Raw genomic sequence first — 24,793 nt, 5'->3', positions numbered from 1 at the left:
TTAGCGATAAAGAGTTTGTTAGGCTGATTTTTTAGACGTTAGTTTTCGTATCGCCATATAAAATACAGGCGTTAATAGTAAGCCGAAGAAAGTGACGCCTAACATGCCAAAGAAGACGGCGATCCCCACTGCTTGCCGCATTTCAGAACCTGCTCCAGTCGCTAAGACCAGTGGAATAACTCCTGCAATAAAGGCAAAGGATGTCATTAAAATAGGGCGTAATCGAAGGTGTGACGCTTCCAAGACGGCCGTTAGCGGATCTTTTTCTTGTTTCTCTTGGGCTATTGCGAACTCAACAATCAAAATAGCATTTTTCGCCGCAAGGCCTACCAGCACAATAAAGGCAATTTGCGTGAAAATATTATTATCACCACCCAGTAACCAGACTCCCGTCATAGCTGAAAGCAGCGCCATTGGGGCGATTAATAATACAGAGAACGGTAACGACCAGCTGTTGTATTGAGCAGCGAGTATTAAGAATGCAAATAGCACCGCTAATGGGAAAATATAGAGTGCAGAGTTACCCGCTAATTGTTCTTGGTAGGTTAAATCCGTCCATTCAAAATCCATTCCTTCTGGTAATGTTTCACGTAAGATTTTTTCCATTGCGTCAGTTGCTTGGCCAGAGGTATAACCTGGGGCTGCATTGCCAGTGATATCAACTGAAGGATAGCCATTATAGTGGATCACGCGATCTGGACCATTGGTACGCGTAATAGTGACTAATGCACTGAGTGGGATCATCTCTCCGTGTTGGTTGCGAACGTTGATCAGTTCAATATCCTTTGGATCCATTCTAAATGGTGTATCCGCTTGAACAATAACCCGATAAGTGCGGCCAAAACGATTGAAATCATTGATGTAGAGAGAACCTAAATTGATTTGTAAGGCATCAAAGATATCGGTAAGTGTTACGCCTTGAGATTTCGCTTTTTCCCGATCAATATCCACATCGATTTGTGGAGAATTAGTTTGAAAACTTGCCATCATCCCTGTTAATTCAGGTGCTTGCATCGCTTTCATGAGAACTTGCTCTTGCACTTGTGCTAAAGCTTCAAAACCTAGATCCGCCCTATCTTCAATTTGCACCTTAAAGCCGCCCATTGAACCTAATCCCGGAACAGGGGGAGGCGGAAATATGCCTACAAATCCATCGGGTATTTGGCTGAATTTTTTCATCAAACGATCTGCAATGGCGTTCGCAGAGAGGGAGGGATCCGTGCGTTCATCAAAAGGTTTGAGCATAGCAAACATGAGGGCCGAGTTAGGTAAATTAACAGGCCCATTCACAGAGAGTCCTGGGAATGCGACTACGTTTTCAACGCCAGGCTCCATGAGAGCAAGACGTGACATCTCTTTGACGACCTCTTCGGTACGATCAAGAGAGGAACCCGGAGGTAATTGAGCAACCCCGATTAAATAGTATTTATCTTGTGCGGGAACAAAACCATTAGGAACCACTTTAAAACCTAATGCGGTTAGTCCAACAAACCCCAGATACAATACAAAAATAATCAGACTTCCTCGGATACAACGTCGGACTATCTGAACGTATTTGTTAGACAAGGTATTAAAGAAGACATTAAATTTTGCAAAAAGGCGGCTAAATATTACGTTGATAACGCGAGTCAGCCAGTCTGCTTTTACGTTTTTACCCTGTGGTTTGAGTAAAATTGCACTAAGGGCGGGAGATAACGTCAGTGAGTTAATCGCTGAAATAATGGTTGAAATGACGATGGTGAGTGAAAATTGACGATAAAACTCCCCTTGTAAACCAGATAAAAATGCGGTGGGGATAAAAACAGCGGCGAGAACTGAGGTAATAGCCAGTATCGGCCCCGTAACTTCATCCATTGCCTTAAATGCAGCTTCTTTTGGGGTTAAGCCATCCGAGATGTGCCTTTCAACGTTTTCAACCACGACAATTGCGTCATCGACAACGATTCCTATGGAAATAACTAAACCAAATAACGATAACGTATTGAGTGAAAAACCAAAGAGATACATAAAGGCAAATGTACCAATTAAAGATACTGGTACTGCCACCAATGGAATAATAGAGGCACGCCAGCTTTGTAAAAATAAAACCACAACCAGTACCACTAATACGGTTGCTTCAAGCAGCGTGATGGCAACAGACTTTAAAGATGCGCTCACAAATATGGTGGGATCATAGGCGATTTTGTAATCGATTCCGTCGATAAAGTTAGTTTGCAAACGGGCCATGGTTTCTCTGACGGATTCGGCGACTTCTAATGCATTCGCGCCCGGACTCATGACAATTTGTAGTCCGACGGCATTTTGCCCATTTAGTAAACTACGAAGTGAATAATTATCAGCGCCTAGCTCCAATCTAGCGACATCTCTTAAATAAGTTGCCTGCCCATCTTTTCCGGAATGAATAATAATATTACCAAATTGCTCCTCAGTTGTGAGTCGACCGAGTGCATTTATACTAATTTGAAACGATGATGTTGAATTGGGTTGTTGTCCAATAGAACCTGTGGCGACTTGGACATTTTGTTCTTGGATAGCCGCAACAATATCATTTGCAGTTAATCCTAAGGCGGCTATTTTGGTTGGATCAATCCATGCTCGCATCGCATATTCACCTTCTCCCCACACTAACGCACTGGAAACACCGGGTAACCTTGCGATTTCATCACGTACATTCAGTAACGCATAGTTAGACACAAACAGAGGGTCGTAAACATTATTCGGCGAATACATATGAACAACCATTAACACATCAGGAGATGTTTTTTCTGTGGTGACACCAATTTGCTGTACTTCTTGAGGTAAGCGAGGGATAACCCGTGATACTAAGTTTTGCACTTGGATCTGAGCGATATCAGGATCCACATCTTGCCTAAAAGAGATGGTGAGGACCATTTTTCCATCAGTTGACATCTGCGAACTCATATAGAGCATGCCTTCGACGCCATTGACCGCTTGCTCGATGGGCGAAGCCACCGTATCCGCAATCACTTTGGGTGTTGCCCCAGGATAACTCGCAATAACTTGAACTGTCGGTGGCGTTACCGACGGATATTCGCTAAGCGGCAGTTTATAAAAACTTAATATCCCCGCTATTAATATAAATATTGATAGCACCATAGCGAAAATAGGGCGCTGTATAAAGAAATGGGGAAACTTCATTATTGTTTCTCCTCAAATTTATTGGCTGTGGTCTGTTTGTTATTTGTCGTTGATGGTGTTGTTTCTGCTGCTGGTGTGGACTGCATAGCTACAGGTGCGACTTCCATCCCCGGTCTGACCAAACCTTTAATAATAATTTTCTCACCCGCAACTAAACCGTGATTAATGACTCTGAGACCATCAACCATGGCACCTAATTCGACAGGGCGGTATTCTGCTTTATTATTTTTATCGAGAACTAAGACATAGTTTTGGCCTTGATTAGAACCTATGGCTTGGTCATCAATTAAAATAGAAGGACTTTTTTCTCCAATAGGCAGTTGTGCACGAATAAATGCACCGGGGATCAGCTTGCCATCTTTATTATCGATAACTGCTCTAACTTTCACCGTGCCGGTCGTTCGTTCGATTTGGTTGCCAATAAAATTAAGATTGCCAATATAGGGTGTGCTCTTGTTATTTGGTAATGTTATGGTCACGGGAGGCAAGGATACGTCGGTATTTTTTATCGACGATGAATATAAATCTGTTAATTTATGGAAAGTAGCTTCATCAATATCAAAATAAGCATATATTGGATCAATAGACACAACCGTCGTTAAGCGAGTGGCTTCATTTGTCTCGCCACCAGTCACTAAATTGCCTTCCGTTATTAATGCTCTATCAACTCGACCTGCAATGGGCGAGTGAATTTTGGTATAGGATAAATTTAATTTAGCGGATGCTACAGCGGCTTTGGCTGATTTCACTTGTGCGTTATTTGCGGTGAGTATAGCAAGTGCGTCGTCATAATCTTTACGGGAAACCGCGCCTTTATTAATCAACCCTTTAAGGCGTTGGTAATTTCGATTGGCTTGCGCGGCTAAAGCCTCTGCTTGGCTTAATTTCCCCTCCGCTTCAAGTAGCGCTATTTGAAAAGGTTGGGGGTCGATTTGAAAGAGTAAATCTCCTTTTTTAACCCGTTGTCCTTCAGGTATGTCGACTGAATTAATACGTCCGCCAACGCGGGGGCGAACATCAACGGTTTTTGGGGAGGCGAGATAACCAGTAAATTCAGCAGAAGGGATAATGTGTCGTTGAATAACTTCCGCGACAGGAACTTTAGGCAGCATAGCAGAATTCGCGGCTGCTGATTTATTATCATTATTTGTCTCTTGTGCGATAGCTAGGTCGCTTATACTCATCGCTACAATAAATGCAGCATATATTCCGATTTTCATTTTTATCATAAACCTTACCTAATTATTGATCTCGTTGTTAGCTTTAACGTTAAATAAAAAATGTTTTGGCAGGGTAAAGGTTACAGTAGTTGTAAGGTCAACTTTTAAATACGATAAAGCTTGATTTAGTGATAAAGATGAATTTATTGTTAATTAAATCAATGCTGGTATTGGGTTTTAATGATTAAAGAAAAGTCTGCTATGTAAAGTTAAAATAAACTATTGACCTTGTATCTACTTTAAGGTTTTTAATGATTGTCATTAATTTAAATACATAGAGAAATAAGGATTAATGATGAAGAAAATAACATTTTTATTGGCTTTAAGTTTATTAAGTTATCAAAGCTTAGCATCAAGTGATACGTTGAATACTCAACCTGTATTACCTCATATCACGGAAACCAACGCTTCAGAAGAACCTGATAAAAAAATTTTGTTTTCAATGACTTTTATTGGTGATGCGAGTTTGTCATCAATCGAAAAACAGGCACAGGAGATGGCTAAAAAACGAGGAGCAAGTCACTATAAAATTATTGGAGCAAGTGGCGAAAATCAACTTAGAGGTCATGTGACATTTTATCAATAACGCTATTTGTTTTAGTCAGGAGGTGAGTAATGAGCCATCACACCATTAGAGAAAATGTAATACAAGATATTCTTTTGTGGATCGATATGAATGTGGATAAGCCATTACAAATAGAAGAAATCTCTAACCGTGCAGGCTATTCAAAGTGGTATTTTCAACGTGTTTTTAAAAATACGGTTGGTGTAAGTTTAGGACAGTATCTGTTAATCAGGAGGTTACTAAGAGTCTCCACGGATTTGAAAGAAACCAACGATAAGATTATTGATATTGCTTTCAGGTATGGCTTTGATGGTCAACAAGGGCTAACAAGAGCCTTTAAACGAAAGCTAAAAGTGACGCCTGGCAAATATAGGAAAGAAACGATGCTAAGATATCATACATCTTATTAATAAATATCTTTTATAAACGTAGGTATAGAATACGCTTATGGGCAAATTCTATACCTAAAACAATCTCAACAGAAAATGAAAACTCACATCTAATAAGGCATTGAATAAACAAAATAAATAAAATTGTTTTTTTTCTTGACCTTGCAATGGTGGTAAGGATTAACATGAAAAAAACTTAAAATGATCTGTATCTGTTTTTAGGTGGTAAATAATGAAAATAGGTGAAGTATCAAAACTGTTTAATATTCCAAGAGAGACGATTCGTTTCTATGAAAAAGAGGGATTGATTATTCCTCCTAATAGAAATGACAATAACTATCGAAGCTATAGTGAAAAGCATATTCAACGACTCAGGTTTATAAAGAATTGCCGTAGTCTTAATATGTCTCATCGTGAAATAAAAACATTATTAGATTTGGTTGATAATAATAGTGATGATTGCCAATTAGTTGAAGCCGTGATCAATACTCATTTACTGAATGTTCGAAAGAATATTGAGAAACTCACTCATTTAGAGCGAGAGCTGGTTATTTTACAAGATCACAGCGATGAAATAGATTCTCGGCATAAATGTGGAATAATAAAAAACTTATTATCGAAAAAGCGTTAAGCGATAAGACAAATAAGGATAGCGTATTTGGCTATCCTTATAGAGACGGCGATTATAACGCTTTTAACATCCGAATTTCACAATCGCTGTGGCCTGTATTTCCAAGTGGCTCATCAATAAACTCAAAGCCTAATTTTTCATACAGTTTAATAGCGGCTTGTAAGTCTGCTGTTGTTTCAAGATAACAGCGTGTATAGCCTTGTGCTTTAGCAAACTCTAATGACATTAATACAATCTGCTTTGCCACTCCCTTGCCTCTTAGTACAGAGGATAGGTACATTTTTTGTAGTTCGGCAGTTTCATTATCACCACCGGCCAGTTGTGATATACCACCACCACCGACAATTTTACCGTCCATCTCAACCACCCAGTATGCACTGCGGGGTTTGCTATAAACTTCATACAGTGTATCTAAAATAGGATCCGCAACTGCAAAGCCTTTATCGGCGGTTAAACCATGCTCTGCTGAAACTTCACGAATAACGGCAGCAATACCTGCATTATCTTCTTGTTCAATTAAACGGATCGTGTGGGTTGTTGTATTTGTTGTCATGAGAGACTCTCTTTATTTATTGTTTTGTACTACTCAGTGAGAGAGAACCAGAAGGGAACTTCAATCTGAGATCTGCGAACGCAGCCAGCTAATGATAATCGATTAATTACGATGGGTATAGATCTGTAATACATTCCTATGGTGTATTAATTTATGCTTATACGTAGTTATTCGCATGATCTGTTTACGGAAGGTTGACTCCGCTATCGCTGGTGGCCTGCCTCTAATTATGCCGAGCTGTAAAAAAAGAAAAGCCCTTATTGGCTAACCAATAAGGGCTTAGGCTAGGTAGCACAAGGCAAAATTACAGTGATGCGATAGTCACTTTCTGTGCTTCTAACTTACCTTTCGCTTCAATATTCGCGGCTAAACGCTCACGTTCTTTTTCAACGACAGCTGCTGGCGCACGGCTAACAAAACCTTCATTTGCCAGTTTGCTTTCAATTGAGTCAATTTCTTTGATGACTTTCTCTAGCTCTTTGTCCAAACGGGCTAGCTCAGCATCTTTGTCGATTAAGCCAGCCATAGGGATCAACAGTTCGGTACCACTCACTAGCTTAGTTACAGAAACGGGGGCTTCTTCACTATCAGCCAAGACGGTGATACTGGCGAGGCGAGCCATGGACTTAATAAAGTTTTCATTTTCAGCAACGCGACGTTTGGCATCCTGCGATGCACTACGCAATAAGACATCCAGAGGTTTACCCGGCGAGATATTCATTTCTGCACGAATATTACGTACCGCAATGATAGCTTCTTTGATCCACTCCAAGTCACTTAATGCCAGCTCATCGACCTTCTCGGCATTAAATTCTGGGAAGGGTTGTAGCATGATGGTATCAGCATCAATGCCTTTTACCACTTTTACACGTTGCCAGATGGTTTCTGTGATAAATGGAATAATTGGATGAGCTAGACGCAGTAATGCTTCCAGTACTTCAATTAATGTGAAGCGTGCTGCACGGGCCTGTGCTTCGTTGCCTTTATGAACCGCTGGTTTAGAAAGCTCTAAATACCAGTCACAGAATTCGTTCCAAGTGAAGTCGTACAGAATACCTGCCGCGATATCATAACGATGCGTATCTAGCGCTTCACGATATGCTTTAATTGTTTGGTTGAATTGAGCCATGATCCAGCGATCTGCCAGAGAGAAGCTCATTTCACCGCCATTCTGACCACAGTCTTGGTTTTCTGTGTTCATGAGTACGAAACGGCTCGCATTCCACAATTTATTACAGAAGTTACGATAGCCAGACAGACGTTTCATATCCCAGTTGATATCGCGTCCCGTAGAAGCAAGAGCCGCTAAGGTGAAACGTAATGCATCTGTACCATGTGCCTCGATACCGTTTGGATACTCTTTACGCGTACGCTTAGCAATTTTTTCAGCCAGCTGTGGCTGCATCATGTTGCCAGTACGTTTTTCCAATAGGTCTTCGAGCGAAATACCGTCGATCATATCCAATGGGTCGATAACGTTCCCTTTGGATTTAGACATTTTTTGTCCTTCTTCATCGCGGATGAGGCCTGTCATATAAACCGTTTTGAACGGTACTTGAGGGACGCCGTTTTCGTCTTTGATGAAATGCATGGTCAACATGATCATGCGGGCAATCCAGAAGAAGATAATATCGAAACCACTTACCAACACATCTGTTGGGTGGAACGTTTTTAAAGCTTCAGTATTTTCAGGCCAGCCTAATGTTGAGAAAGTCCACAGACCAGAAGAGAACCAAGTATCGAGAACGTCGTCGTCTTGACGTAAGGCAACGTCTGCACCAAGGTTGTTTTCACGACGAACTTCATCTTCATCACGACCAACGTAAACATTGCCTTTATCGTCATACCATGCAGGAATACGATGTCCCCACCAGAGTTGGCGAGAAATACACCAGTCTTGGATATCACGCATCCAAGAGTAGTACATGTTTTCATATTGGCGTGGTACGAATTGAATGCGGCCATCTTCAACGGCTTTGATCGCATTTTCAGCGAGAGGTTTAGTGCGAACATACCATTGGTCAGTTAGCATGGGTTCGATAACGACACCACCACGGTCACCATAAGGTACCGTCAAGTCGTGAGGCTTAACTTCAACCAGTAAACCGAGCTGTTCAAATTCCGCGACAAGGGCTTTACGGGCCGCAAAACGTTCCATGCCACGGTATGCTTCAGGAAGTTCGCTACTATACGCAGTGGAAGGATTGCCATGAGTATCGAAAACTTCAGCTTCGTGGCGCACGTTACCATCTAAATCCATCATGTTAATCATGATCAATTGATGACGTTTGCCCACTTCATAGTCATTGAAATCATGAGCTGGCGTGATTTTTACGCACCCCGTGCCTTTTTCCATATCGGCATGTTCATCACCAACGATTGGAATACGGCGGTTAACTATCGGAAGAATAATTTCTTTACCGATTAAATCCTTATAACGTGGATCTTCTGGGTTAACAGCAACCCCTGTATCCCCAAGCATCGTTTCCGGACGTGTTGTAGCAACAACGAGGTAATCTTTCCCTTCAGCTGTTTTTACGCCGTCAGCGAGTGGATAGCGCAGATGCCACATGGAACCTTTTATTTCACGGTTTTCCACTTCGAGATCAGAAATAGCGGTATGCAGTTTTGGATCCCAGTTAACTAGGCGTTTACCACGATAGATCAAGTTATCTTTATAGAGACGAACGAACGCTTCTTTAACGGCTTTCGATAAGCCTTCATCCATAGTAAAACGTTCACGTTCCCAATCAACAGAGTCACCTAAACGACGCATCTGTTGTGAAATTGTGCCGCCAGACTCTGCTTTCCACTGCCAAATTTTGTCGATAAATGCATCACGGCCATAATCATGACGAGTTTTATTCTCTTCAGCCGCGATTTTACGCTCAACAACCATCTGAGTTGCGATACCAGCATGGTCAGTGCCCGTTTGCCACAGCGTATTTTTACCTTGCATACGCTGGTAACGGATCATGGTATCCATGATAGTTTGCTGGAAAGCATGCCCCATATGTAGGCTACCCGTCACGTTTGGTGGCGGGATAACGACACAGAAACTGTCTTTACTGGTATCACCATTTGGTTTGAAATAGCCGCTTTTTTCCCAATGAGCATAACGTGATTGCTCAATTTCAGCAGGATTATAAGTTTTATCTAGCGAAGGCTCAGCAATCGCATTATCTGGTTTTTTATCCATTTTTATATCGTATTCAGTTAGTTGGCGGCGTCGCCATAGTCAAATTGAAGCCGACGCTACGGTAAACCTTATACCGTTCACGCGCCAACTGTTTTAAAGTTTCATCAATAGGCACAAAGTCTATCACTTCATGGAATGCGGTGGCAAAGTCTGCAAACTGAGTTTGAAGATTGATCAGTACATCGCGTTGAGCATTACCTCGTTTTCCTGGCCAGCAAATTTCAATGGGCGCGCCATAACGGGGGCCTTCACCTGCAAGATTATGAGGAACAAACTGATGAGGATCCCTTTGCCACAGAGCTTCATCCAATTTTTCGGCTTGTTCGGCACTTTCACACGCGATTAAAACTCGTTTGCTATTACGCCACATTTGCGCCGCAAGCTCGCAAGCAAGCCATTCATGGGCCTCAAGCTCAACTTGTGGTGATGGTTTTTCAAGCAAATAAAAGGTGGCGTTTTTCATCTCTTTCTTTATGGAATAGAAATATTTATGCAAAAAGGGTATTGCGACAGGCAATACCCTGAAATGAAGTTGGGTGCTATTTTAACGTATAGCACACCATAGTGCTATATACTCATCATACTTCCAGTGGCAACGTTATGGGGAGCATTGATTAGCCACCCGTTCCCCTTGAAATATTTAGCGTATAGACCCTAAACGTCAAGTGACAGTACGGTTGGCTGTCACTTGACGCATTATAGAGTATTACTCGTCACCATTTAGGCCAGCGCGGTTCAGTAAAAACTGTGACAGCATTGATACAGGGCGACCGGTTGCCCCTTTCGCTTTACCTGAACGCCATGCGGTACCTGCGATGTCTAAATGCGCCCAATTATATTTAGTGGCAAAGCGAGCCAAGAAGCAACCTGCGGTAATCGCACCCGCTGGTCGACCACCAGTATTCGCTAAATCAGCAAAATTGGAGCTGATTTGCTCATAATAATCATCGGCTAATGGTAAACGCCATGCACGGTCACCTGCTTGTTCAGAAGCATTGAGCAACTCGTGAGCCAGAGGGTTATGGTTAGACATCAAACCGGTATAGTGGCTACCTAATGCGATGACACAAGCACCGGTCAGTGTTGCGACGTCGATAACCAAATCAGGCTCGAAACGCTCGACATAAGTCAGCGTATCACACAGTACTAAACGCCCTTCAGCATCGGTATTCAGTACTTCCACTGTTTGCCCTGACATCGTGGTAAGAATATCGCCAGGGCGATAAGCTCGGCCACCCGGCATGTTTTCACAGCCAGCAAGTACCCCAATGACATTGATTGGTAACTGTAATTCAGTGATAAAACGCATTACACCATAAACAGTTGCAGCACCGCACATGTCATATTTCATCTCATCCATACTATCGGCAGGTTTGATAGAAATACCGCCAGAGTCAAATGTGAGACCCTTACCGACGAGGACAATAGGTCTCGCTTCAGGATCCGGATTCCCTTTGTACTCCATGATAGACATGAGTGACTCATTTTGTGAGCCTTGACCAACAGCCAGATAGGCATTCATGCCTAACTCTTTCATTTGCTCTTCACCGATGACACGCGTGGTGAGCCTATTTTCAGAAATGTCTGCCAGCTGACGAGCTTGGGAGGCTAAATAAGCTGCATTACAGATATTGGGTGGCATATTGCTGAGGTCTTTCGCTGCCTTAACGCCTGATGCAATTGCTAGCCCATGAGAGATAGCACGTTCACCACTGGTTAATTCACGACGTGTTGGTACATTGAAAACCAATTTACGCAGTGGACGGCGATGCTCAGTTTTATTACTCTTTAACTGATCAAAAACGTAAAGAGATTCTTTAGCCGTTTCAACAGCTTGACGTACTTTCCAGTAATTATTACGGCCTTTAACATGTAATTCAGTTAAGAAACAAACCGCTTCCATTGAGCCTGTTTCATTCAGGGTGCTGATTGTTTTCTGAATGATTTGTTTGAATTGACGTTCATCTAGCTCACGCTCTTTACCGCAGCCAATGAGTAGAATACGTTCAGACAGGATATTTGGCACATGATGGAGTAGTAGGGATTGCCCTACTTTACCTTCAAGTTCCCCGCGGCGCAGCAGGGCGCTGATATATCCGTCGCTTATTTTGTCCAGCTGTTCAGCTATAGGGGACAGACGGCGTGGTTCGAAGACTCCGACAACGATACATGCGCTACGTTGTTTTTCCGGGCTGCCACTTTTTACACTAAACTCCATGCGTTCTCCTGAATCTTAAAGACAAAGGCCCATGCTCCCGCTAAAATTAGCGTTACCGCATAATCTACCTCATAGAGAATGAACTCTTTATGTTAAACTGAGCAGATATCTGGTTTTTCAATAATATTAAGCATGTTCTGATTGGGTAATCAGTATAGAGAATGCTTTTATATCATTCTAGCCATACAATGAGCCAGAGTATATGTTAACAAATGGTAGATATTGAACGAACTTAGCCATTTTCCACCCAAAAGACAAGTTTTCACAGGCGTATAAGCGTGATCATTATTAGATATTTGGTACGGGAGACCCTGAAAAGTCAGTTAGCTATCCTTTTTGTGCTAATGTTGATTTTTTTTAGTCAGAAGTCCATCGATATACTCGGGGCTGCTGTTCAGGGAAATATTCCTTCAGACTTAGTGTTACCGTTACTGGGATTAGGGGTGCCTGAAATGGCACAATTGATCCTCCCTTTGAGCCTATTTCTTGGGCTATTGATGACGTATAGCAAATTGTATACCGAAAGTGAGATCACGGTGATGCATGCTTGCGGATTAGGGAAAAGTGTTCTGGTCAAAGCCGCTCTGGTGCTGGCAACACTTACCGCATTGATCGCGATAGGCAATATTACGTGGATGCTGCCTTGGTCCTCGCAATATCAAGAACGGGTGCTCGCCGACGCGAAGGCGAACCCAGGATTGGCTGCGATGGTTGAAGGGCAATTTAAAACCACCAAAGACCGTAACATCGTACTTTATATCGGCGAAGTCAAAGGTAACGATTTTAAAAACGTCTTCTTAGCGCAATTGCGCGCAACTAATGAACAACGTCCATCGGTGGTCGTGGCGGATAGTGGTCATATGAAAGAAGATGCGGACGGGCGTCAAACCGTAGTGCTTGACGAAGGTACTCGTTATGAAGGAACCGCATTGTTACGTGACTTCCGTATTACGGATTTTAAAAATTATCAGGCGGTTATCGACCATAAAACGAGCGATACCCGTAATGATAGAGTTGAGCAAAAAAATATGCTTGAACTCTGGAAGGCGAACGATCCCGATTCTAATGCCGAATTCCATTGGCGTTTGACGATCGTTTTCTCTGTCGTCGTGATGGCATTAATGGTTGTGCCATTGAGTGAAGTTAACCCTCGTCAAGGTCGAGTATTAAGCATGCTACCTGCCATGTTGCTCTATCTGATTTTCTTCCTATTACAAAGTACATTACGTAATAGTGCAGAAAAAGGCGATGTTGACCCGAAATATGCCATGTGGGCTGTTAACTTAGGTTATCTGGCCTTAGCAATTATCTTAAATATTTGGAATACCGTGCCAATGCGCCGCTTGCGGGTCAAATTTAATAGAGGGGTTGCTTGATGTTTGGTGTTTTAGACAGGTATATAGGTCGAACCATCCTGAACTCTATTTTAATGACCTTGTTCATGCTGGTTTCCCTTTCTGGGATTATCAAGTTCGTTGAGCAGTTGCGTAAAGTCGGGGATGGTGAATATACCACGTTAGGTGCGGGGGTATTCACGTTACTGACCATCCCAAAAGATATTGATATTTTTTTCCCGATGGCGGCATTGCTCGGTGCACTATTAGGATTAGGTGCATTAGCTTCACGCAGTGAATTAGTCGTCATGCAGGCGTCGGGTTTTACACGTTTGCAAATCGCGCTCTCAGTGATGAAAACCGCGATTCCACTGGTTATTGTGGCAATGTTAATTGGTGAGTGGATTGCTCCAGCGGGCGACCAATGGGCGCGAAACTATCGTGCCGAAAAGATTGTGGGTAACTCATTAGTGGTTACCGATGAAGGTATGTGGGCAAAAGATGGACGTGATTTTATTCATATCCAGCGGGTCACTGATACGACATCGATTCAAGAAGTCTCCATTTATCGCTTTGATGAACAACATAAGCTGACCTCAGTGATGTTTGCTTCAAGCGGAACGTATGACAAGGATAACCAACAGTGGTCACTGTCTCAGGTCGATGAATCTATTTTAAATAATGAGAAAAAAATCACAGGTTCTCAGCGTTTAACATACGATTGGAAAACGAATCTTACGCCTGAAAAACTCGGTATAGTGTCACTTAGCGCGGATTCACTTTCTATTCGAGGGCTTTATCAATATATCGCCTACTTAAAAGAAAGTGGGCAAGTCGCGGCAGTCTATGAATTAAGCATGTGGAAGAAAATATTGGCGCCGTTATCTGCCGCTGTGATGATGTTAATGGCAGTTTCATTTATTTTTGGCCCATTACGAACTGTACCAATGGGCGTTCGGGTTGTTTCTGGGATTGTCGGCGGTTTCTTGTTCTATATCCTTAACCAAGGATTTGGGAACTGGAGTTTGGTTTATTCCGTGCCACCGATCATTGCAGCGCTACTACCTAGTGTCCTATTCCTCGGGATCAGTATTGTCCTGCTGGTGAAACGTAAGTAGCTCCATTTCAAAATCGATAAAACGTTAATAAGCCATCGTATAGCGTTATACGGTGGCTTATTTATAGGAATTAAACGACTCAGTGTTTGAAAACGTCAGGGATAGTGAGATGAGCCATAAAAATTCTCATTTTTATTGTTAGCCTTAAAACACCTGAAGGCCGTTTATGTTAAAAAAAACATTCTCTTACTCACCACACATAAAGAGGATATACAAGTTCATGACATGTCTAGCGGCGTTACAAATATCATCTAGTGTGACTCGGTGGGTGTGATGAAACCCTCATCAGGCGTTATGTAAGGCCTCAAAATACCGTTGCCCCAGAGCTCAACTAACAAATGGAATTGCTAGAGGGTGAATAAAGTATATAGCTCTTGATCGGGGTCGCAATTTAAAGCCATTTTTTAGAGGCGGTATTTTATTAAGTTAGCGATAAACCCGTTACTTAGCTCACTTATTTTGGCATGTACTTTATTTTCTTGGGGGAGAGAAAATAGCGGGATTGCCAATAGCGGATGCCATGAGCTTCTCGAGAATCACGTCATAAAGGCCCATTCTAGAAAGTGTTAAGTGATTTGCCATTACTTGCACGTTGGAGAGTCATCCGTTCTTCGGTGCTATGGCAATTGGTATTTGTCATTTTGGCAAAGTGCTCACTCGTATTTGCAGTAACCCTGTTTAATCATGTGTTTTAATGATAATTGATGGCATAGGATTCCCCCCTTGAATGATTTATGCCATTAGCATTGTGGGAGTGGGGGAGACTTGCCAAAAGCAATGATGGGTTGTTATACGCAAAGAAGAGCATTAATAAGCTATTAATATGATGCAAAAAAGGTTCGTACTGTGGTGGAGGTGACCACTTGGTGTAATAGCCTTTTATCGGTTGTCATCGCCAACGTGAAAAGGGGATAAAAGCGAGGCTTTGTTTGTTGACTCTTGTGGTATTCCCAATACTGTTACCGAGCAAAACTGTTCGGTAACAGTGAACAAAGTTTTATTTATCAACCTATTGCTAATTTAAGAGCCATAAGCTGAACAAAATAGTGTTTTAGGGTTGGGGTGTAACTCGCCAGTGCATTCATTGCGTCGGCGGTACGCTTTCAATGTCTCCCATAAGCATGGTTAGCTGATAATGCAGCGACCATCTCATTCACACCGATCGTTAATTTGCTAAATTTACTGCTATCTTTACGCGTCATCACCACAAAAACACCGATGTTTTGTTGTGGGATCATCGCCATATAGCTATTAAAACCACCGCCACCGCCTGTTTTCTGGTAAATACCGGGTCTACCATTTTGTGGTTTCATATATACCCACCCCAGTCCGAGTCCATCTGCATGGCCCGCAACATCCATGCCTTTAACATCAAGCAGCTTACCTCTTGGAAAATAAATACCTTGCTCGCGTGCTGCTGTGGCTTTTCTTAGGTTTTTATCCGTCGATAAAAATTGCTGCATCCATTTTTGCATATCGGCGGGCGTTGAATAGACTCCGCCACTCCCTGCTGCGGCTAAGGTATTGTGGCATGGGCTGGGTTTTGTTCCCTCCATCAACCTTGCACACTGCGAGGCATTGGGGGTATAGGTGGTTTCCGTCATTTTGGCAGGAGACGTCACATAACGGCTAAATAGGTTAGGGTAGGATTGGCCAGATGCTTTAACCATTGCATCAGCAAGAAGGTCATAGGCAAGGTTTGAATAAGAGGCTTCAGTGCCTGGTGTCGCATCAAGCTTACCATTTTTTAGCCAAGTCCAACGATTGTCTTGGGTTGGCCAAATAAAGACAGGCCTTCCCCATTTACCACCCGGTTGCTCTCTCGGTAACCCACTGGTGTGGCTCGCAAGATGATACAGACGGATAGGTTGCCCACTATTGTTATCAGGAACAGAAACCCCGTGATAGCTATATTGCTGGAGCGGATCAGTGATGAGTAACTTTTTGTCTTGCTCAAGCTTAATCAAAATTTCACTGGTCATGAGTTTTGTAATCGATGCAATACGAACGAGCGAGTGAGGTCCTGGCTTTTTGCCATTACCTGGAGCGGTCTCACCATAATAGCGTGATAATGTTTGGTTATTATCAATGACAATGATAGCCATCCCGCGGGCATCACTTTCGTTAAAAATACGATTCGCATACAGATCGACAATTTTAGCGACACGTTCATAGGTTCTTCTATCACCTTCAAATACTTTCCAGTCGCTAGACTCGGCATCATTATTGCCCTGTAAAAACTTTGGTTGCTTTTCTGTCGTGCTAGAACATGCTGCTAAAACGAGCGACAATGCGGACACTGACAGAATTTTTAGAAATGATTTCTTCATGTTTAGGAGCCAGTCGATATGTAATTTTGCAAATGGTCGAACAGACCAAGGTTATTTTTTCTTTGAGAAGACCTTAATCAAAGCACCGATCAAGATGCCAATGACGAGCCCCGTCGCTATCCAACCTAGAAAACCCATGTGTAAATACCTTTAATAATTCAATAATGTGCATACGCTAACAAAATTTATAGAAAGTCGCCAGCAGGCTTGAGGATGCTACTAATTAAATCAAATATTTGACTAAAGTAACATATGTATAGGCTGATAAATAAACAAAAAGCATTAAATAGCCAATAAAGGATATAGAGATTCCGTTTGAAAGAATGCAATCTAATCAGATCTGCAAAGGTAGCCCTGAAGATGCTTTTTTTTTAAGCGAACAAACTGAATAATCAAGATAAATGTTGCTAGTCGAGACAAGGCAAGTATAATAGCCACGTTTTCCAAGAAACACATCACTTCGTGCCGGAGTGGCGGAATTGGTAGACGCAGTTGATTCAAAATCAACCGCCTTCGGGTGTGCCGGTTCGAGTCCGGCCTTCGGCACCACTTAAGTGAAAATAAGACGCTAAAAGGCGTCTTTTTTTATGTCTCAAATTCTCTTTATCACAGCGTTCCTATTCCTATTCCTATTCCTATTCCTATTCTAATTCATGGCTGTCGTATCCCCCTTAGAGTGGCGATTAATGTGTCATTATCCTTATGATAATATTGTGATTTTCTCGTTAGAATCTATGATTTTAGTTTGATGGGAGCTATTCATATCATATTCGTTATCTAAGCTTATCCGTCACCTTTGCCTGCTGCTTAGGTGTGCTCTAAATTATTGAGTGTTTATGCTTGCTTTGGGGAGAAGAGGATAAAAAATTTGGCATTAACCAATAGATAGGCTGGCATAACTAATTCAAACGAGAAAGCTTATACGCTAACAAACAGTGATGGTTTATGTCAGTATATTCACCTCAATCGTTCTAGATATTTGCGTTTTCGCTTTGGCTGCAAATAATATTTGATAACCTTTGCTGTATACTCTGAGCCACTCTTTAGTGGATGCGAGAGAAAGACACTGAATTTATTAATATTCAGATAAATATCTTGTAGCACCATCCACAGTATTTATCCCACTGGTATAGACAGTTCTTAGCTAGTGAGGCGTACATAAATAGTAGGCCATATAAACATATCTTTAAAATAATCATCTCTTTTACGAGAAGAAATCATATTAACAGTGAATGATAACCCTGCTATTCTGTTTTTCGTAAAAGGTAAGGACGCCTATCCAGTAGAGGACTTCGGCGGCGTTTGTGGGGTTATACGGAAATGCTAGAAGAAGTACGTTTACCGACTAATTTCGATTGAATAGAGATCCGGCAGCATCTTATGACAGATATTGACGTACAAAAGTATAAACTAGGGGCTATCAACCAGTAGATTACGTAATTTTGTTTGTAACATAGCCCCACTTGGTATATAAAGCTGCGCTAATTTATTTTGTAGCTTTTATATTAGCTAATTAGTCTAGCCTTTTGTTCTTTAAATTCTTCTTCAGTTAATATTCCTTTTTCTTTTAACTCCCCTAATTTTTCTAATTTTAGTAATAAATCATCTTGACTTGCTGACTCGATATCTGGTTTTCTTTGTGTTTCTGTATTGTGTTTTTTATTTAAAATAGTACTGACTAAGGGGGAAACTGAGTCTTTGCGAAGCTTATTTATTTCGTATTTCATACCTGCGGTGCTAATTATAATTTTACCTCCAGTAAAGCCAGAAGAAGAGTCTACGGAAGTAATGTTTTCATAGCTAATAAATGAAGATTCAATTTTTTTATGTAAGAATCCTGGTTTTTTATGAATAAATATCAGTCGTAGATCTGTTGGTACAACTAACCAAACATTAGACTTTACTAATCCTGCGTTGACACATAAGGGCTGTTCATTAATATTAAGTAAATCAGGTAGTTTAGAGAAAATATCAAAAACACCGAAGGTTGGCTTGTATTTTGAAAGAGCAGCTAATCGCTCAAACTCGTATTTTAGTTGCTCTTTATTACATTTTTTATAATCAATCATTTGAATACCTCAAAATAGTTTGTAAATGATTTCGATATGCAGAGTATAGATGAAATTATAGAAGTATTTAAGTTTTATAAGATCTCTTAAATATGGTGTAAATTTACAGTGAGTAGCTATTATCCTTTCATATGCCACCAGCGGCACATAATCTAAAGTTGATAGAACTATCTCGATGGAGAGAAGATAGATAGTTTTATCGTCCGCTCTATCGAGACTCATTATCATAAGATATGTAGCGTAGTGGGCGAATCTTGATGAATATAGTTTTTGGTCTTTTATAAACCGTCGTTACATCTAGATGTAACGACGGCTGAAAAAATATAAACTAATTTGTTATAGACTATTGAAATGACATCTTAAAATCAGTTAGTAATCCTGAGATTGAACGACTTAATTCAATCTCATTATGAGGAATAAGAGCATATTGCCAAGCTTTCCCTTTAAGTTTATCTGCATTTTGATTTGCAAACTCACACCACCGGATAGCCGCTTGTGCTTTGGCTTTAACTTCAGGCGTGTCGATTTCTGTCGCTTTTTTGGGTTCGATTAAACAATAGCCATTATCCGTTTCGACAACAAAATCAGGTTCATAATTTTTACCATTAGCATACTCAATGCGGAATTGACCTGGCCGAGGTTTCATCCAGCGAATCACTGAAGGATCATTCTCAAGTATTTGTGCGAGACGGAGCTCCCCATCTACAGAGTCAAATTTCTGATAAGGATAACAGCACTTAGTAAAACCAGTGAAAATCATCTGGCGAACTTTATTTTTTTCTCCTGCTGGAATCACAACACGGAAATCTCTCGGTCTTTCATTACCAGCAAAATTGAATGTGGCTGGATGTATTACATCAAAACCCTGTATTATACGTCCAGTATAGCCCGTTGGCGTTGTCCACATATTTTGTTTGATTTGCACCCATATAAATTCTGCCAACTGCCGACCTGCATTTTTCAGAACGGATTCAGCATCTTCTTGGGACTGATAACTACATAAATGCCCCACCATTTGTCCGGCCAGTTTATAGAGCATGTCGGCATGTTCATCGTAATCAATTTCATCGTGGTCGAGCAGATAGCGAATGAGGTAATTTTCAAGTCGTTCTTCCTCTTCTCCGCCTTCCTGCCAACTGATTGTACGTTGTTCGTTATTCTCCAGATGCGTGAGTAAGAGTTCTTTGCTACCTGGTTTTAGCGCAATACGATCTAACTGGGAAAGGTTAAAATCATTAAATCCGTAATTGACTTCGCGTTCTGGCAAAACCACGATTCGAGGAATATCGATAGTATATTCCATCAGTTTTTCGGTAATCGTTCCGACTAACTCCTGAACTTCCGTATCTTCCATTGATAGGAAATTCGACTGTTCAACTTGCTTTTCAATTATTTCTGTCAGATCGCTCTGTTCCGAAGTGGATGAAATTTGAGATTGGGAAACTTCCCATTCACGTAAGGCTTGTTGTACTCGCCGAGTTACGCTTGCTTTCACCTCTGGGGTGCTGAGTTGGTGGCTACTGGTTAACCGTTTAGCTTCTTCTGAGACTACTTTGAACGTGAGTTCTGCAACTTTACGTTCTGTGTTCGTGGTGAGCACCGGTTTTGATATAGAATTCGTTTGATATATTGCCTGAGGTTCACACACCTGCAAATTATTATCAATAACTTGATTTCCCAGTAGAAATTCTGCCATTGATGGTACGACAATTTGCTGAGGTTTTACTTCTGGAATACCATTTTCATCATCATCTAACCCTATATAAAGGACTTTTTTAATAATCGAGTCATCATTATTGGCACGGTCGATAATATCTTGAAAACGATCATGGGCAATGATTGTCAGACGATCAACAGCTTCGACGCCTGTTCTTTTACCGTACGGTAGGCGTAGCCCTCGCCCTATGGTTTGCTCAGTCAGGATTTCAGAAGCAGAAGCACGTAATGGAACAATAGTATACAGGTTGGTAACATCCCAACCCTCTTTTAACTTATTGACATGAATGACTATTTCTGTATCTTTATCATACTCAACGGCCAAAAGTCGCTGCATAGTCTCTTCTGATTCTTCACCCGTTTGGTTCGAATGAACGGTGATTACTTTGCCTTTGTAGGCACCGTTGAAGAAATCGTCGTGTTCAATACGTACTTTTAGGCTGTCTGCATGGTCGGTATCCTGTGCAACAACTAGCATAAAAGGTTTAATTAATTTGTTACCGGTATTGTTAGCGAAGCTGGTTAGCTCTGTTTTCACATATTCATGATGATGGATACCGTCTTCCAACTTTATTTTTTCTAGTTGTTCTTCAGAGTAATTTGCGGCGCGGAACTCTTTACGTGTGGCAACCGCTGGGATTTTTACATATCCATCTTTTAATGCCCGTGAGAGAGGATAGTGATAAATAATATTTTTAAAATCGCGCGGGTTTGTTCCCACAGTTTTCGGCGTGGCAGTTAATTCAATACCCAATACTGGATTCAGATCGTTAAGTGCCTGTGCGCCTGCGCTGGCATAATAACGGTGAGCTTCATCCATCAAAATAACTAAATCAGGTAGATTCGCTAGGTAGCTAAAATAAGATTCTCCGATGTATTCCTGTATTCTTCGAATTTTAGCGACCTTAGATTTAGCAGCACCTTTGGCATTTTCCAATGCGTTTATTTTGGAAATATTGAAGATATTAATGTGTGGAGCGGTTTCACTGTCAAAAAGATCACCCGTTTTGCTTTCGGCAATTGCATAATCTAGACGAACACCCCGCCCTTCCTGATAGTCATCACCAGTGATTAGAACCGGAGGTGTTTGTGCAAGTTCAGGAATACCTTGGAAAACATACTTTGGTGAACCGGGTAAAAAATCCATCTTAAGTTTTTCATAGATGGTTAAATTTGGAGATAGTATGAAGAAATGACGGCTGCGTCCGGTTAAATATAGCCAAGTAATCATTGCACCCATTAAGCGTGTTTTACCCACACCAGTAGCCAGTGCGAAGCATAATGAAGGAAAGGCTCGTTCAAACCCTTTCACTGTAGGGTACTGTTGGCTTAGCAATTCAATCCAGCGATTAAGATCGGGATCTTTACTGAGACTGAATTGTTCAAGTACGTTGCATAAGATACGCAATGATTCATCTTGGGGATCGCGTAGTGACAGTCGTGCACTAATCTTATTGGCAATTTTTATGGCGTTGCTTCGGCTCATAATTGTTCTTCACCTTCAGTATCTTCGTCATCAATATCGTCAGGTTGCTCGGTAGTAGAAAGTACATTTAGTGTAAAGCTATAATCGTCTTGATCCCATTCGCATTTGTTTAAAATGGCTCGTGGAATTTTTACTAGTGTCAGATTAGGGAAATCAGCACCTTCTGTCATAAAGGCTTTGCAGCAGATCAACAATGTGCGTTCAGTTCCTACTTCTTCACTTATAACTTTGAGTTGTTCATAAGCCAAAGAACCGGTAGTGACGTAGATATAATCCGTTTCGGTACTGTAACCATGATTCCAGTATTGAGTCTGACTTGGTGCATAGGTGAAATTCATATGCTTGCACATTGCTTCTGCAAGCATTTCAGCGTTGTACTCTTTGTTGATTATCCAATTCCCCCAATTATCTTTTTTCAATAGCGAAGGGGCTAAATGGAAATAGCGAAACCCTCCGCCATGAGGCTCAATTGCGGCCGCTTTATGCCCCTTTATAACGGCTTGCAAACGAGGGATTATAACTGAGTCGACAGTTTCCTTTTTTAGTTCAATTAAAATAAATTTTCTATTTGTACTTTTATTTTTATTTAATTGTAAAACGGCATGGCCGGTGGTACCACTCCCTGCGAATGAATCTAAGATAATGTCATTTTCACCAGTGAATGCTTCTATTAAATAAGAAATTAAGTTCACTGGTTTAGGATAAGTGAACTTGATTCCAATTTTAGAAAGCATAAGTCTCATTTGATTGGTCGTGCCAAATCCTCTTAGAACAGATACGAAATGCCCCTTTCGCTGTTCACGGCGTTTAACTGCTTCGATTGCACCTGTTTTTGTGATTTCAAAAATAGTTTCTTGTTTTTTGGAATCTAAAACAGCTTCAAAATTATTATTAATAAATGCTTCTAATATGGATTTCGAGCTCCAACCAGTTGTAGCAGTTACAGGGTTTTTGAGTTTTCCATTTCCAATGACTAGATCGTTGTCATAGGATGGATATTGGACGTCTGACTTATATATATGTCCCTCTTGAAAAGAACAAGGAAACCCAGCGGGTAATAAAACTGATTTTGGCGGGTTTTTAGGACCATTTTTTACAATAGTATTCCTTATTTCCGCATTAAATAATTTACTGGATTCTGGCAGGTTGGGGTCGAACACGGAAGGGTCATCTATTCTCCCAGTCTTAGAGTAAACTAAAATATACTCATGGTAGTTTATTATTTTAGCTTGGTTATCAGTATTTCCCTCGTAGTTCCAAATAAGGTTTGCAATGAATTTGTCTCGACCGAAAACATCATCACATAAAACCTTTAAATAATGTAGTTCGTCATCATTAATACTAATGAGTAAGACTCCATTGTTTGAGCTCAGGAGTCTCCAGATTATTTCTAATCTGTCTCTCATCATGCTAAGCCACATTGAATGTTCAAGCCCATCATCATAGCTTTCAAATGCAGTACCTGTATTGTACGGAGGATCAATATACACGCATTTGATTTTTCCGGAGTAGTCATGCTCCAATGCTTTCAAGGCTAACAGGTTATCACCATGAATCAGTAGATTTTCACTATCATCATCTCCATAAGATAGTGCCTTATCTTCAAGCAAAATACGTGGCTCTAAACGAGGGCGCTTATGCTTACCAATCCAGTTAAGTTCTAATTTTTGCTTAGTTGACATAATCTATTTTTATCCAATACGTGCTTGCGCGAGTTCCTGTTCATGGAGCTGCGCCTGAATTTGTGTATAAAGCTGTGCCTGTTCGTTATCGCGATCAGTTGTGGTTACTACTAGTGTGTAAGGTTTCAGCTCGCTGCTGAATGCTTTGTATCTATCTCTGTCCTGACGAATAACTCGGATGAAGCATTTTTTGTCGGAGTTACGTTGGCGGAAAGTCCATACTGATGGTTGTATTGTACCGCGTTCCCTCTGCTGGGTAGATACATCTCGATTTATTTGGACATCACCAGCGTGGGTCTCTGTTTGGTTTGGCATCTGGTGATTAAAAGTAGCCTGCATTTCATCCAGAAAGTAGTCTCTAACCAGCTGGAAATTGATCCATGTGGGCGTATAATCCAACTGTGTGGTATGTACTGCTGGTAAATAAGTCAGCGTAACACAGATCTCACGAATGGACCGCTGCGATCGTAAAAATGAAGCAGGGAAGGGAAGTTCAAAAAGTTGATGGGTGTTATTTTCTATCTGCTCTTCACATTGCATGACAACAACATACTCCATAGGTGAGTTTCTTCTTGCTCGATTTTTTTCTCTTCATCTTCATCATGGTACTACAATATGATGTTGTTCAGTTCGTATACTAGGGCTTTGAACGCGCGCTTTACTTTCATTTTTGCTTCAGAGAAGGAAGCTAGCGGGTAGTTTTATGTGTATCTTTAATTTTTATATCTGGCAGCTTAATAAGTATATCTAGTGTAATACGACGATTTTCTGACCACTGTTCAATTTTTTCTACTTTTTCATTGTAATAAAGTTCGTTATCACATTCTACTTACTGGATAAACGAATTTCGTAAAGCTTCACATTGAGCTGTTAAAGTGTGTAACAAAGGCTGTACTTTGATATTATTTTCGATAATGGTATGTGAAGTAGGTGGAATATGGTTTCTTCTGTTTTTTGTCACGGTAGCGGTAAGTAGTTGCTATTGATTCCCGATATTGACTTTTGCCAGCAACAACTACTTTGATTGTTGGCAAAGGAGATTTATACCAGCCAACTGCCTATTGCTAGGTTGGTATATGAAATGGGGATTCTGGCAAACATCATCATATTTCAATTAACGGAAA

Annotated in this window: 16 protein-coding genes and 1 tRNA gene; 6 read left to right on the top strand and 11 right to left on the bottom strand. The window is 41.1% G+C overall.

Going from position 1 to position 24,793, the window contains the following annotated elements; genetic code table 11:
* Positions 1-18: 18 nt before the first annotated feature.
* On the bottom strand, positions 19-3,159 hold the full coding sequence (locus tag M1F03_RS16800; protein ID WP_251464740.1) for an efflux RND transporter permease subunit: 3,141 nt from the start codon (positions 3,157-3,159) through the stop codon (positions 19-21).
* Positions 3,159-4,388 carry an efflux RND transporter periplasmic adaptor subunit gene (locus tag M1F03_RS16795; RefSeq protein WP_251464739.1) on the bottom strand — a complete coding sequence of 410 codons (1,230 nt, stop codon included), beginning with the start codon at positions 4,386-4,388 and terminating at the stop codon, positions 3,159-3,161. The genes M1F03_RS16800 and M1F03_RS16795 overlap by 1 nt, the downstream gene beginning before the upstream one ends.
* A gap of 286 nt (positions 4,389-4,674) precedes the next feature.
* Here M1F03_RS16795 and M1F03_RS16790 point away from each other — a divergent pair, with 286 nt between their 5' ends.
* The 3 genes from M1F03_RS16790 (at position 4,675) to M1F03_RS16780 (ending at position 5,964) form a co-directional block, all read left to right on the top strand.
* The gene (locus M1F03_RS16790; RefSeq protein ID WP_272661266.1) at positions 4,675-4,965 is read left to right on the top strand and encodes a DUF1471 domain-containing protein; all 291 of its coding nucleotides are present in this window, start codon (positions 4,675-4,677) and stop codon (positions 4,963-4,965) included.
* A gap of 29 nt (positions 4,966-4,994) precedes the next feature.
* Positions 4,995-5,354: a helix-turn-helix domain-containing protein gene (locus tag M1F03_RS16785; RefSeq protein ID WP_154624855.1), complete on the top strand. Its 360-nt coding sequence runs from the start codon at positions 4,995-4,997 to the stop codon at positions 5,352-5,354.
* A gap of 211 nt (positions 5,355-5,565) precedes the next feature.
* Positions 5,566-5,964 carry a MerR family transcriptional regulator gene (locus M1F03_RS16780; protein WP_154624856.1) on the top strand — a complete coding sequence of 133 codons (399 nt, stop codon included), beginning with the start codon at positions 5,566-5,568 and terminating at the stop codon, positions 5,962-5,964.
* Between the two features lie 52 nt (positions 5,965-6,016).
* Here the strand turns inward: M1F03_RS16780 and M1F03_RS16775 are convergent, their stop codons facing one another.
* The 4 genes from M1F03_RS16775 to pepA all read right to left on the bottom strand — a co-directional run bounded on the left by M1F03_RS16775 (position 6,017) and on the right by pepA (position 11,934).
* Entirely contained in the window at positions 6,017-6,517 is a 501-nt protein-coding gene (locus M1F03_RS16775; protein ID WP_251464737.1) for a GNAT family N-acetyltransferase, read from the bottom strand.
* Between the two features lie 304 nt (positions 6,518-6,821).
* Positions 6,822-9,716, bottom strand: a complete 2,895-nt coding sequence (locus M1F03_RS16770) for a valine--tRNA ligase (RefSeq protein WP_196713702.1) — start codon at positions 9,714-9,716, stop codon at positions 6,822-6,824.
* A gap of 13 nt (positions 9,717-9,729) precedes the next feature.
* A complete protein-coding gene (locus tag M1F03_RS16765) occupies positions 9,730-10,179 on the bottom strand; it encodes a DNA polymerase III subunit chi (protein WP_154624858.1) in 450 nt (149 codons plus the stop codon).
* A gap of 243 nt (positions 10,180-10,422) precedes the next feature.
* Positions 10,423-11,934: a leucyl aminopeptidase gene (pepA, locus tag M1F03_RS16760; RefSeq protein ID WP_154624859.1), complete on the bottom strand. Its 1,512-nt coding sequence runs from the start codon at positions 11,932-11,934 to the stop codon at positions 10,423-10,425.
* Positions 11,935-12,212: 278 nt separating this feature from the next.
* Here pepA and lptF point away from each other — a divergent pair, with 278 nt between their 5' ends.
* Together lptF and lptG are read left to right on the top strand one after the other, a co-directional pair.
* Positions 12,213-13,310, top strand: coding sequence for an LPS export ABC transporter permease LptF (lptF, locus tag M1F03_RS16755; protein ID WP_163863162.1), 1,098 nt, complete (start codon positions 12,213-12,215; stop codon positions 13,308-13,310).
* Entirely contained in the window at positions 13,310-14,386 is a 1,077-nt protein-coding gene (gene lptG / locus M1F03_RS16750) for an LPS export ABC transporter permease LptG (protein WP_154624860.1), read from the top strand. Before lptF ends, lptG begins: the two co-directional genes overlap by 1 nt.
* A 1,103-nt stretch (positions 14,387-15,489) precedes the next feature.
* Here the strand turns inward: lptG and ampH are convergent.
* Positions 15,490-16,716 carry a D-alanyl-D-alanine-carboxypeptidase/endopeptidase AmpH gene (gene ampH / locus M1F03_RS16745; RefSeq protein ID WP_154624861.1) on the bottom strand — a complete coding sequence of 409 codons (1,227 nt, stop codon included), beginning with the start codon at positions 16,714-16,716 and terminating at the stop codon, positions 15,490-15,492.
* A gap of 464 nt (positions 16,717-17,180) precedes the next feature.
* Here ampH and M1F03_RS16740 point away from each other — a divergent pair.
* A tRNA-Leu gene (locus tag M1F03_RS16740) sits at positions 17,181-17,265 on the top strand.
* Between the two features lie 956 nt (positions 17,266-18,221).
* On the opposite strand, the gene M1F03_RS16735 is transcribed toward M1F03_RS16740, so the two are convergent.
* The 4 genes from M1F03_RS16735 to M1F03_RS16720 all read right to left on the bottom strand — a co-directional run bounded on the left by M1F03_RS16735 (position 18,222) and on the right by M1F03_RS16720 (position 24,227).
* Positions 18,222-18,785, bottom strand: a complete 564-nt coding sequence (locus M1F03_RS16735; protein WP_318840024.1) for a PH domain-containing protein — start codon at positions 18,783-18,785, stop codon at positions 18,222-18,224.
* A 343-nt stretch (positions 18,786-19,128) separates the two neighbouring features.
* Positions 19,129-21,987, bottom strand: a complete 2,859-nt coding sequence (locus M1F03_RS16730) for a DEAD/DEAH box helicase (protein WP_318840023.1) — start codon at positions 21,985-21,987, stop codon at positions 19,129-19,131.
* Positions 21,984-23,669 (bottom strand): site-specific DNA-methyltransferase, encoded by a 1,686-nt coding sequence (locus M1F03_RS16725; RefSeq protein WP_251464734.1) that lies wholly within the window; start codon positions 23,667-23,669, stop codon positions 21,984-21,986. Before M1F03_RS16725 ends, M1F03_RS16730 begins: the two co-directional genes overlap by 4 nt.
* 9 nt (positions 23,670-23,678) lie before the next feature.
* Positions 23,679-24,227 carry a hypothetical protein gene (locus M1F03_RS16720; RefSeq protein ID WP_154622099.1) on the bottom strand — a complete coding sequence of 183 codons (549 nt, stop codon included), beginning with the start codon at positions 24,225-24,227 and terminating at the stop codon, positions 23,679-23,681.
* Between the last annotated feature and the right edge of the window lie 566 nt (positions 24,228-24,793).

This window comes from Providencia sp. PROV080 (assembly GCF_033688105.1).
GTDB lineage: Bacteria > Pseudomonadota > Gammaproteobacteria > Enterobacterales > Enterobacteriaceae > Providencia > Providencia zhejiangensis.
This window is presented reverse-complemented; position numbering and strand designations above follow the sequence as displayed.

Coding starts and splice junctions, on each gene's coding strand:
- M1F03_RS16800 (WP_251464740.1), bottom strand. CDS start 3,159: ATGAAGTTTCCCCATTTCTTTATACAGCGCCCTATTTTCGCTATGGTG.
- M1F03_RS16795 (WP_251464739.1), bottom strand. CDS start 4,388: ATGATAAAAATGAAAATCGGAATATATGCTGCATTTATTGTAGCGATG.
- M1F03_RS16790 (WP_272661266.1), top strand. CDS start 4,675: ATGAAGAAAATAACATTTTTATTGGCTTTAAGTTTATTAAGTTATCAA.
- M1F03_RS16785 (WP_154624855.1), top strand. CDS start 4,995: ATGAGCCATCACACCATTAGAGAAAATGTAATACAAGATATTCTTTTG.
- M1F03_RS16780 (WP_154624856.1), top strand. CDS start 5,566: ATGAAAATAGGTGAAGTATCAAAACTGTTTAATATTCCAAGAGAGACG.
- M1F03_RS16775 (WP_251464737.1), bottom strand. CDS start 6,517: ATGACAACAAATACAACAACCCACACGATCCGTTTAATTGAACAAGAA.
- M1F03_RS16770 (WP_196713702.1), bottom strand. CDS start 9,716: ATGGATAAAAAACCAGATAATGCGATTGCTGAGCCTTCGCTAGATAAA.
- M1F03_RS16765 (WP_154624858.1), bottom strand. CDS start 10,179: ATGAAAAACGCCACCTTTTATTTGCTTGAAAAACCATCACCACAAGTT.
- pepA (WP_154624859.1), bottom strand. CDS start 11,934: ATGGAGTTTAGTGTAAAAAGTGGCAGCCCGGAAAAACAACGTAGCGCA.
- lptG (WP_154624860.1), top strand. CDS start 13,310: ATGTTTGGTGTTTTAGACAGGTATATAGGTCGAACCATCCTGAACTCT.
- ampH (WP_154624861.1), bottom strand. CDS start 16,716: ATGAAGAAATCATTTCTAAAAATTCTGTCAGTGTCCGCATTGTCGCTC.
- M1F03_RS16735 (WP_318840024.1), bottom strand. CDS start 18,785: ATGATTGATTATAAAAAATGTAATAAAGAGCAACTAAAATACGAGTTT.
- M1F03_RS16730 (WP_318840023.1), bottom strand. CDS start 21,987: ATGAGCCGAAGCAACGCCATAAAAATTGCCAATAAGATTAGTGCACGA.
- M1F03_RS16725 (WP_251464734.1), bottom strand. CDS start 23,669: ATGTCAACTAAGCAAAAATTAGAACTTAACTGGATTGGTAAGCATAAG.
- M1F03_RS16720 (WP_154622099.1), bottom strand. CDS start 24,227: ATGGAGTATGTTGTTGTCATGCAATGTGAAGAGCAGATAGAAAATAAC.